Consider the following 10,682-nt stretch of genomic DNA (forward strand, 5'->3'; position numbering starts at 1 on the left):
GGATCAGTGGATCCCGCCCGCTCCCCTCGTGCTCGACCCCGCGACCGGACTACGGAGTGATCATGCCCTTCGAGACGACCAGGTTGTAGTTCTCGCCGAACACGTTGAGTTCGTGGACGCCGACCTTGACGTTCTCGGTCGTACCCAGGACCTTCAGCCTGACCGCGTTCGTCAGCACCCGGTCGAAGGTGACGTAGTCAGCCGTGTACGCGGTGGTGTTCGTGCTCCTGTCGACCAGGGGCCGCCACGTGTTGGTGGGGATGTCCTTGTACTCCAGCGTGTACCGCACGGCGTTGTCACTGGTGAACGTGCGCCCGAGCTCCTTCCACTGGATCTGCGCGGCGGAGATGTGGAAGACGGTCCCGAAGCCCCTGATGTACGTGGGCGCGGTGTCGCTGTCCGCCGGCTCCCACCACGTGGAGAGGGAACGGTCCGATCCGTAGTACGGGTTACGCCCGGGGGCATAGCTGCTTGCCCAGTACGCCTGGCTGTTGGTGGCCACGTTGTAGAGCCCGACGTCGTCCCGGCCCGAGATTTTCTTCCCCGGGGCCAGTTGCGGCGTGTTGGACAACTCGCAGTCGATCGCTCCCCGTTTCGGACCGGCGGGAATCACGGTGCAGACGTCCATGCCCAGTCGCCGCTCGAAGAACTCCTCGTAGGCGATGACATAGGTGTAGAAGAACACCAGGTTTCCGGAGTTGTCGAGGACGAAGCTGCCGTGCCCGGCGTTCGGGTACACCGCACTCGGGTGGTTGTTCCCGTAGCCGATCGGGTTCTGCTGGGTGACCTTGAATCCGGAAAGCGGTTTGTCCGAGGTCATCACGCCGGTCGCGTACGTGGTGAACTCCGTGCCGCCGGACGCGACCGAGAGGTAGTAGGTGTCCCCCACCTTGAACAACTGCGAACCCTCCACGTACCCGTGTGTGTAGGTGGCCTTGTTGTCACCGATGTGCTGCCACTCCTGGCGCGGGTCGAAAGTCCAGAGCACGACCGGGTCGCTGATGAGCTGGCGGGGATTGTTCGGGTCGAGTTCGGCGCCCATGATCGGTGAGCCGATGTTGTACGTCAGATACAGCCGACCGTCGGTGTCCGGGAAGAACTGCACGTCGCCGACGCTCAGGGTCTGGCCGGTCGGGCGCAGGAAGTTGCCCATGCTGGTCCACGGCCCGGTGGGCGAGTCGGCTTGATAGACCGGCGTGTTGTTGCCGGCCATGTAGAACTTGTCGCCGAGCTGGACGACGGTCGGCGCGACCAGGCCCAGGTTCATCTGGTGGGGCGTCCACGTGAGGTAGTCGGTGGTGGACCAGACGGTGCGGTTGTTGTTCGGTGCGTTCTGCATGGCACCTGACGCGTAGAGATAGATGGTCCCGTCGACGTTCAGCGCGGACCAGTCCGCCCCGGTGCGGGCGGAGTTCTCCGAGATCCTGCTGAAGCCAACTGTGGATCGGCTCGCCAGCGTCCGCCCGGACGCTGCCGTCCACGTCTCCAGGTTCAAGCTGGCCGGGATCTGCGACGTGTTCGCGACGTTCGCGTCGGTGGGTGGCATCGTCCCCACGATGTTGCGCACCGCCATCCCCGGCAAATTGATCGGGTTGACGTACGTCTGGGCCATGTCGACACCGGCCAGTGGCACCTTGGCGGACGGGGTTTGCGGTCCGACGCCCGGCGGTGCCGGCGGCACGGGCTTCTCCGCCGCGGCCGGCACGATCGGTGCCAGTTGACCCACCCCGATTCCCACCAGGAGAGCGAGGCCAATTGCCGCCAACCCTCGACGTCGTTTCCCGGCGGCCCTCTCGATAACCATCAGGTCCCACCTTCCTTCTGGTCGTGATAACGCTAACAACAAACGGCCGTCGCCCGATTTTTCGGACAACCGACTTCACGTGGTCGGTTGCTGGGTGTGAGGCACCCTTCGAATAGGCAAGAAGGGTGGGAGAAGGCGGGTCCGCTCGACCAGCTGGGCGCTCAGCGCGCACGTTCATGGGCTCGGTCTCGCCCAGCGAGCGAGGATCAGCGACGGGCAGCTGTTAGCGCTAACAAGGTTTCGGTGATGTTAACCGTACTATCTGGAGCCTGTCAAGAACGTCAATGCCACACGGCTCGACTGATCATGGCTTTGGGCTGTTGTGAGGGTTGACTCCATCTCCCCGGACGCCTGCGCCACGTACTGCGCGAGACGACCTGTCGCAGCAACCTGTCATGATCATCGGCGGCCCCGGGTGCGTGGTGACGGTTTCGGCCCTCACGGCGGCAGCCCCACCAGCCCTGGCGTCACCGGCATCGCCATTACCACTGAGGAGATATCACAAGGTGCGTAAGACCATCATCGTTGTCGCGGCTGTCGGGGTCGCCCTGCTTGCCGCCGCGTGTGGAACCGAGACCAAGCCCGAGCAGACGACAGCGAGCGCCAGCAGCGCGGCTGTCGCTGAGACGAAGCCTGCTGCCGAGCCGAAGACGGTAGACGCTGCCAAGGCGCTAGCTCAGCGAGAGTTCGACACGTACGCCGCTGGAGACTGGAAGGGCGCGTGGGACCTGTGGACCAGTGAGGGCAAGGCGGCGATTTCGCGCGACGAGTACGCCCGGCTGCACACTGAATGCAAGACCATCACGGGCCTGACCTTCGAGATCACGACAGCCCGGCTGGAGGGCGCGGACACGGCGATCGTGAACTACAAGCGGTCGATCGCGGCCGGCTCGTCCGAAGTCCGGTATGTGGACGGCCAGTGGCGTTACCAGCCGGACGCCGAGTCGATGGCGGACTACGCCAAGGGCGTGGACAAGGTCATCGCCGAAGGGCGTGCCAGCGGGCGCTGCGAAAAATAGCTGGAGGCCGGAGCCATTGCCCGCCCGGCCCTCTCGTCTGCGCGCGAGGGCCGGCGGCGTCCGTTACCGCCACCGCCGCCGCCGGGTGGCTGCACTCCCGCCGGACACGAAGTCGTGCCCGGAACCGTCGCCGCCCCGTAGGCGACGGTTCCGGGCGTAGACCCTCGACCGCTCGCGTGCCGGTATGCGCCGTCGGTCACCACCAGTCGAAGTAGCGGCCGGCGTGGAAGATCCCCACACCGATGGCGGCGACGATGCCGACCGCGAGCACGACCGGGGCGATCACCACGCTGCCGGCCGCGACGCCGATGGCACCAGCGGCGATGGCCAGACCCGCGCCGATGCCGACGGCGCCGGCCACCACCCCCGGGGTGTCGCCAGCCTCGGCCGCCCGGTTCATGCTGACGTACGAGACGGCGGCCAGACCGATGCCACCGATCACCAGTCCAGCGGTCATCGCGCTGACGGTGGCGACCGTGGCACCCGGCACGGCGATGGCGTACAACTCCAGGCCACCGCCGACCGCGCCGAGCGCGTCACCGACGCCCATCTCCCAGTCGCCCTGCTGGTAGTCGCCCCACAGGGCGAACGCCGACAGGCCGAACCCGAGGACGCTGAGCCCCTTGCCGGCCATGCCGGTCCGGCCCGGCAGTCCGCGCACGTGCTCCGGCGCCGTGGCGGTGGCCGGGATCTTCCGTCCCCGTCCCGGGTTGGTCGCCGTGCGGATCGCGTTTCCCACGCTGGCCGGCGCGTCGGTCTCGGTGATGATGACGGCCTGAGACCGCTTGCCGGCCATGGTGCCGCTCGGGTTGGCCTGGATCGCGGCGTCCGCGTCCCGGGTCGCCTCCCGGGCGATGTCACCGGCCCTGCCGTACACGTCGGTCGACTTGATCTGCTTGACGGTGGTCGCGGTCTCCAGGTCGAAGTCCGCCGTGTTGTCGCGCCACGGCATGCCGTACAGCCATTCGAGGATGTTGCCGCGGAACGTTCCCCGGCCGCCCTTGAACTTGAAGTTCCAGATGAACTTCTCGGCTGCGGGCGCGGTGTGCGCGGCGGCGCCACCGGTGACGCCGGGTGCGGCCGGGGCCGCGCCGCCGGAGTCGGCCGGCGGCGCGGCCGGCGGCGGTTCGGGTGGCGGCTCCGGTGCGGGTGGTGGCGGCTCGGCCGGTGGCGGCTCCGGCGGCGGAGGCGGCGGCGTCGGCCTCGGTCGCGGCGGCGCGGGAGGCGGAAGTACGGCGTGCAGCACCCAGGTGCCGCCCGGGTGCTCGGACCAGGTGCCCCCCTCCAGGTTGAGGGTGACGTTGGGCTGGTAGTAGATGACCGAGTTGCTGTTGTTGATCCGTGGATCGAGCGTCGCGCCGTGGCTGCTGAGATAGCGGCGGAAGTCCTCCACCGTGGGGTTCTCGGACCCGGTGAAGTGCGGCTCCGAAATGGAGATGTCGTGGGTTTCCGGCCCGATGACGGTGGCGGGTCGGAATCCGGACGGATCGGCCATCCCGACCGGATTGTTGCGGCAGTACCGGAACAGGTTGCCCCCGTCGACGAAGCCACCCGGGTCGGTGCTCGCCCACCGGCCCAACCACGGCACGTAGTACCGCGCCCCGGCATAGCAGAAGCCGGTCTCGTCGTCCGCCTCGTGCCCGCCGAAGCGGTACCGCTTCAGGCTGAGGTCGACGCCCGGCCGGCCGTACCGGTAGGCGGTAGTGCCGTACGGGTGGTACTCCTCGTAGGAGATGATCACCCCGGCCGCGTCGGTCTCCAGCGCGGCCGAGCCGAGGTGGTTGGTGAGCTGGTAGCGGATCAGCGGAACGCCGAGCGGGTTGGCCGGGTCGAAGCCGCCGACGTCGACGGTCTTGACGTCCACCTGGGCGACCGGGCCGGTGTCGTCGGCGATCGTGGTGGTCCAGCGCTCGTGCTGGAGGGTGCCGGTGACCCGGTTGCGCCGCCGGAACACGATGACCGCGCCCAGGAAGATCCATTCCAGTTGGACGCTGCCCGGCCGGTCCACGATCTTGCGCAGCCGCTGCCCGCTCGCCGCGTAGACGAACCGGGCCTCACCGCCGCCGCCGAGGTCGACCCGGCTGAGCTGGTCGCGGACGTTCCACTCCAGCGCCGGCAGGTGCGGCATGACGGTCAGGTTGCCGACGGCGTCGTGCGCGTACCCGGCCGAGTAGGGGCCGTCGTCGGGGTCACCGGGGACGCTCGTGGCGGCCAGTCGGTTCGTGGCGTCGGCCGGGTCGTCCTGGTACGCGTACCGGTGGTGCCGGGTCCAGCCGGCACCCACCCCGGCCTGCGTCCGGAACCGGTGCCGGAGCACGGTGAGGTTGCCGAGCGGGTCGTACTCGTACTCCTCGGTGTAGGCGCGTACCGCGCCGGCATCGGTGAGGCTGCCGGCCGGCGGCACGTCGGTGTGGTCGCGGATCGCGTCGTTCGGCGCCCCGGCCAGCTCCCGCCCGCTCGCCCGGATCAGCTGGTAGAGCGGGTCGTACGCGTAGTCGCTGGCGGCCGGCACCGCCGCGTTGCCGAAGAAGGTGGGCGCGCCCGGCTCGGCCACCCGGGTCACGTTGCCCACCGGGTCGTACGTGTAGCGCAGGTCGCGTACCCCGGCGGTGAGCAGCCGTTCCAACCGGAACGTCATCGGGTCGTAGAAGTATTCGGTGACCAGGCCGTTGCCGTGCCGGGCGAACCGCCGCCGGCCCAGCGCGTCGTAGTCCTGCTCGGACAGGAACTCCACCTCCGCGCCCTGGCCACGCAGCCGCGCGGTCAGCCGGCCGAGCATGCCGCCCTCAAGGTAGGTCGGTCGTAGCTCGGTGGCGTCGGGCAGGGTGACCAGTGTCGGACGGTTGAGCGCGTCGTACTCGGCGGCGGTGCCGAAGACCTCGCTCTCCAGCAGCGGCGCCGCGGCGGCCAGCAGCGCCGCGTGGTCGGGCGCGGCGGCAACCGGCGACCAGTCCGGGCCGGCGACGTCATCGGTGGCGAGCCTGCGTTCGGCCCGCCGCGGGTTGCCCTTGAAGTCGACAGCGGGGACCCGCACCTGGCCCGCCTGGTCGAACACCAGGTAGGGCACGCCGTGCAGGCCCAGCGTCGCCGCGTCCGGGTGCCGGTCGCCGAAGACCACGTACTGCACGCAGCGCTCCGCGCCGGCGGACTCCCGGACGTACACGCCCACCGGCCGGTGCAGGGCGTCGTACGTGGTGCGGAACGTCCGACCGTGCTCGTCCCAGATCCGGCGCACCCCACCGAGCACATCCTGGAACACCCACCGCTCGCCCTTCTCCGCGCTCCACGAGCGCACCCCCGCGCCGTGCATGGCGGTGGCCGCGCTGGCGATGTGCCGGCCCAGCGCGTCGTACCCGTCCGAGGACCGGCCGGTGAGGTCTCCGGTGGTGCGTACGCCGAAGCGCTGGCCGGCTCCCCGGTCGGCCACCGAGTAGACGGCCCGACCCAGGCTGTCGAAGTGGACAACGGACGGCGTGTCGGCGTGCGCGGCGGCGAGCCACGCGGCGCGGACGGCCGGGTCGGCCGGTTCCGGATCGGAGACGGCAGGGCTGCCCCGCTCGGCGTACCACTGGCTGTCGAGCACCGTGTCGTTGGCGTCGAACAACCGGTGCGACCAGGCAGTGGACTCGACCCGGCTGAGGGTTCCGTCCGGATACCGGGTCAGCACGGCCCGACCCAGCGGGTCGTAGTAGCGGATCGCGGTGGCGCCGATCTCGCGCAGCGCCGCCGCGTCCTCGTACTCGTGGGTGGTGCTGAAGTAGGGCTGGTACCGCTTCACCGGGTTGCCCTTGTTGTTGACCACCGTGCGGCCGGTGCCGACCCAGCGTGGGTCGGCGTCCACCTCGACGGCCACCCCGTCCTCCCCCACCTCGAGGGCCCTGCCGGGATGCACCCGCGACTTGGTGATCGCCACCCCACCGGTGCCGGTGCTGTACTCGTAGCTCTCCAGCCAGCGCGTGTTGGTCGGGCCGTGCCGTTCCCGGTGCAGGCCCCGGCTGTACGCGGGCTGGCCGTTGACCATCCAGTTGAACGGGTCGTAGGTGAACGTCAACGTCGGATCGTCGAGCGTGTCACCGTCCCCGGCGCCGGGCCGGCCGAGCAGCGCCGAGGCCACCACCCGGCCCAGCTCGTCGTAGCGCACCGCGCGGCGCTGCCCGTTCGGGTCGGTGACGAGGCTCGGGCCCAGCACCCGGTAGTCGTTGACGGCGGTGGTGACCGACCAGGCCGCCTGGTCGATGGTCACCCGCTCGGTGAGCAGGTGGTAGTCGTCGAAGGTGACCGCCGTCGCCAGGCCGAGCGCGTCCCGGGCCCCGTTGGACAGGTAGAAGTGCGCGGCCGGGTCGGCGGGATAGCGCAGCTCGCCCGAGGGAATCCACCAGTCCGGGCCACCGTCGAGCTGCACGTATCCGGCGGCGGCCAGGTCCGCGCCGGTGACTGCCGTGCCGTAGCCGGCAGCCAGCGCGGCCGGGGTGAAGGCGAGCTGGTACGTCTGGTGTCCCAGCCCCAGGCTGTCCCACTGCCCGGCCGGCAGCGGCGCCAACGCGTTGTCCCGGAACCGCACCTGTGACCGGGACAGCAACCGCCGCTGCGCGCTGACCCCGTCGGCCACCACCTCGTACCCGATGGGGGTGGCCGCGGCGAATCCGGCGAGCAGTTCGGCCCGGGTGAACAGCGGGCCGGCCGGGGCCAGCCCGGTCAGTTCGTGGCCGACCGCCTCGTACGCGGTGCGGAGCCGGTACGCCGGCACGGGCATCGTTTCGTCGATGTCCGGGGTGTAGCTCTGCTCGCCGTACGTGACGTGACGGCGCCGCTGCTCGACGGTCACCTCGGCGGGCAGGTCCGGGTCGGGAGTGGTGCGGCCGTAGACCACCGCGGCGGCCTGCACGACGGTGCCGTACGGGCCGAGGACCAGGTTGAGCCGGTGGCTGATCCGGGGCTCATCCGGCTCCCGGTCGTAGGAGAGGCTGACCGCCTCCCGTTCGACGGCGACGAACACCCGCGCGTCCAGCCGCTGCACCTCGTACGTCTGCTCGACCACCCCGTACGGGTGTTCCTGCGCGGCACTGCCGTCGTACGAGTACACCTCCTGCCGCAGCGGCAGGCCGCGCAGCGCCCGCCGGCTCTCCCGCAGCTCCGCGGCGGAGACTCCGACCGGCAGCTCCACAGTGGGCAGGTGCCGGCCGGCGTACCACTCGGCGGACAGGTCGACCGGGGCGCCGGTGTGGTACCAGGTCTTCGTGGTGACCGGTGGCTGGAACAGCTCGGGCGAGGTGTCCTGATTCCCGTCGACCGCCTCGACGCCCAGCACGTGGTCCACGAACGACTCGCCGTCGATCTGCTCGACCATGCCGAAGCCGGCGAACTCCCGCTCGTCGCCGTCGTAGTGCCCGTGGTGGTAGCGGTAGCCGGTGACCAGCCGGGTCCCGGCGATCCGGTCGACCTGTTCCACCTGCTCGACGACCTGCACCGGGAACGGCAGCCGGGTGACCCACGGTTGGCCGTTTCGCCGGTCGGCCAGTTGGAAGGCGGTGGAAGCGGCGTACCGGATGATGGTTTCGCCGCCCAGGTTGTTCACCACCCGGGTGAGCAGGTGGGGCTTGCCGTCGGCGGCCAGGTCCAGGTAACGCACCGGACCGGTGGCGTCGCCGGGCAGCGGCGACGACCAGACCAGGCAGCCGGTGCCGGTGCCCAGCAGGTCGGTCACCGTCACCGTCGAGTCGGGCGTGACATGCGGCAGGTCGGGCAGGTCGACGGGGGCGGACCAGCTGTTACCGGACTGGTTGTACCAGAGCCGGATCTCCCGTCGGCCCAGGTAGCACAGGTCCATCATGCCGGTGCCGTCCACGTCGGTGAGGAGCACCCGGGCGGGGTCGAACTCGTCCTGCCCGGTGAACCACGGGGCGCCGTCCATCTCGACCTTGGCGCCGAATCGGCCGTAGCCGACGTTGGGCCAGTAGCAGACGGATCCGTCGCGGACCCGGACCAGGTCGGTGAGGCCGTCGCCGGACATGTCGGCGAGGAAGACGCTCTGCCGGTCGTCGGAGCGCAGCAGCCGTGGGCCACGATCCTCGTCGGCGGGCCAGAGCGCGGGTCGTGCCGGGCCGTACCCCACCTCGGCCAGCGACTCGTGCCACGTCAGCACGGTGTCCCCGGTGAGCAGCAGGTCGGGCCGGCCGTCCCCGGTGAGGTCCAGCAGCAGCAGGTCGGGGCTGGCCCAGTCGACGGCGGGCAGCTCGCGGAACGGTTGCAGATCGGACCAGCCGGCGTCGTCGGTGCGGCGGACGAAGCCCGCCGGGACGGTGCCGAGTTGGACCAGCTCGATCCGCCCGTCCCCGTTCACGTCGACCAGTTGCTGGCGTCCGCCGGCCAGGTCGGTCAGCGACGGCACGGTGGGCAGCGCGGCGACCGGGCCGATCCGGCCGGCGCCGAGATTCGGTCGGTAGTAGAGGGCACCCTCGTGCCCGGTCAGCACCCCGGCGAGTCCTTCCCCGTCCAGGTCCACCCACAGCTCGGTCCGCCCGTCCACGCCGGCCGGCAGGTTCGCCAGGCTGTCCCGGTCCAGTTCCCGGGTGGTCGGTGCGATGGTGGCCGGGGTGTACTCGAAGGTCACCGGGGGAAGTGCGGCGCTGGTGTGCCCGCCGTCGTCGGCCGGGGAGTAGCCGCGCTGCGTCACCTCGACCAGGGTGGACAGCACCGGCCCGGTGGCGTATTCCAGCCCCACCGCGCGGACCAGGCAGTCCGCGCCCACCTCCGGCTCGTCAGGGAAGTGGTGGAACATCAGGATCCGGCGGCACAGCCGGTAGGTGCGGACCTCGAATCCCGGGCGATAGGTGGAGAACGGGTCCGGCCGGCAGGTCCAGTCCCCGGTGTCAGCCGGGCGCGGGGCGTCCGGGTCGTGCTCGCCGTAGTCGAACACCACCTCGAACAACCAGCCGGCGTCGGCGATCTGGGCCGGCGTCAGGTCCACCGGGCGTCGACCGTCGGCGTCCAGCAGCGGCATCGCGTTGCCGTAGCGCACCGACTTGAGGTAGCGGTTGGTGTGCCGGTCGGTGCGGTGCCGTTCGTGCGGCCGGTCCAGGTCCAGGCCGACGGCGTCCTCGGCCTTGTAGGTGTAGGTGATGGCGTTGCCCCGGTCGTCCCGGGTCTCGCAGAGCAGCCAGGTGTGCACCTTCGCGCCCCGGCCGATTCGGGAGTCGCCGTCGCGGCCGTACACGGCCAGCAGGTTCGCTCCGGACACTGTGCGCCAGTGCACGTCACCGTCGGAGTCCCGGGTCCACCGCTCGATCCGGGCGAACGCCCCCTCGGTCCTCGGCCGGAACCGCTGCACCGTGTGCCCGGCGACCGGGGTGCCGCCGGGCACCGGGATGAGGTCGTCCTCGCCGGACAGCAGGAAGGTGTCGGTGTCGTCGTAGCGGGGCAGGCCGCGGTCGGTGCGCCGGCTGATGGCCGGCACGGGCAGCTGCCAGCCGAGGCCGAACGGGCCGTTCCCGGCGCCCGAGTCGTAGCTGAGCGTCAGGTCGGGTTGGAACCCGGACCGGCTGCCGCTGACCGGGATGGGCACCGACATGCCGCCGGTCCCGGTGACCGGGTGGGCGGCGAACGTCTCGCCGATGGCCCGGATCGCGCCGCCGCCGGTGGGCAGGCTGATCGCCGGTCCGCCGAGCCCTGGCCCGGCCGCGCCCTGACCGGCCGGCGGCGTGCCGGTGCCGGCCGCGTCGGCCGTCGGCCCGCCCGGCCCGAACGCCCCACCCGCCGCGTCGGGAGCGCCCGCGCCGGTCGGGTCGGCGGAGCCGCGCCACCGGGAGCCGGGCCCCGGCCCCCACGATCCGCCGCCGACCGGATAGCTGGTCGTCACCACT

3 protein-coding genes are annotated in these 10,682 nt (G+C 70.9%); 1 reads left to right on the forward strand and 2 read right to left on the reverse strand.

Annotation, left to right across the window (positions count from 1 at the left end):
- Positions 1-49 precede the first annotated feature (49 nt).
- Positions 50-1,804 carry a family 43 glycosylhydrolase gene (locus AB0C03_RS27780; RefSeq protein ID WP_357639852.1) on the reverse strand — a complete coding sequence of 585 codons (1,755 nt, stop codon included), beginning with the start codon at positions 1,802-1,804 and terminating at the stop codon, positions 50-52.
- A 506-nt stretch (positions 1,805-2,310) separates the two neighbouring features.
- Between AB0C03_RS27780 and AB0C03_RS27785 the strand changes: the two genes are divergently transcribed.
- Entirely contained in the window at positions 2,311-2,823 is a 513-nt protein-coding gene (locus tag AB0C03_RS27785; protein ID WP_357639855.1) for a hypothetical protein, read from the forward strand.
- Between the two features lie 196 nt (positions 2,824-3,019).
- Here the strand turns inward: AB0C03_RS27785 and AB0C03_RS27790 are convergent, their stop codons facing one another.
- Positions 3,020-10,678 carry a SpvB/TcaC N-terminal domain-containing protein gene (locus tag AB0C03_RS27790; RefSeq protein WP_357639858.1) on the reverse strand — a complete coding sequence of 2,553 codons (7,659 nt, stop codon included), beginning with the start codon at positions 10,676-10,678 and terminating at the stop codon, positions 3,020-3,022.
- Positions 10,679-10,682: the final 4 nt, after the last annotated feature.

Origin of the sequence: Micromonospora parva, from assembly GCF_040649675.1 — a bacterium.
Lineage (GTDB): Bacteria > Actinomycetota > Actinomycetes > Mycobacteriales > Micromonosporaceae > Micromonospora > Micromonospora parva.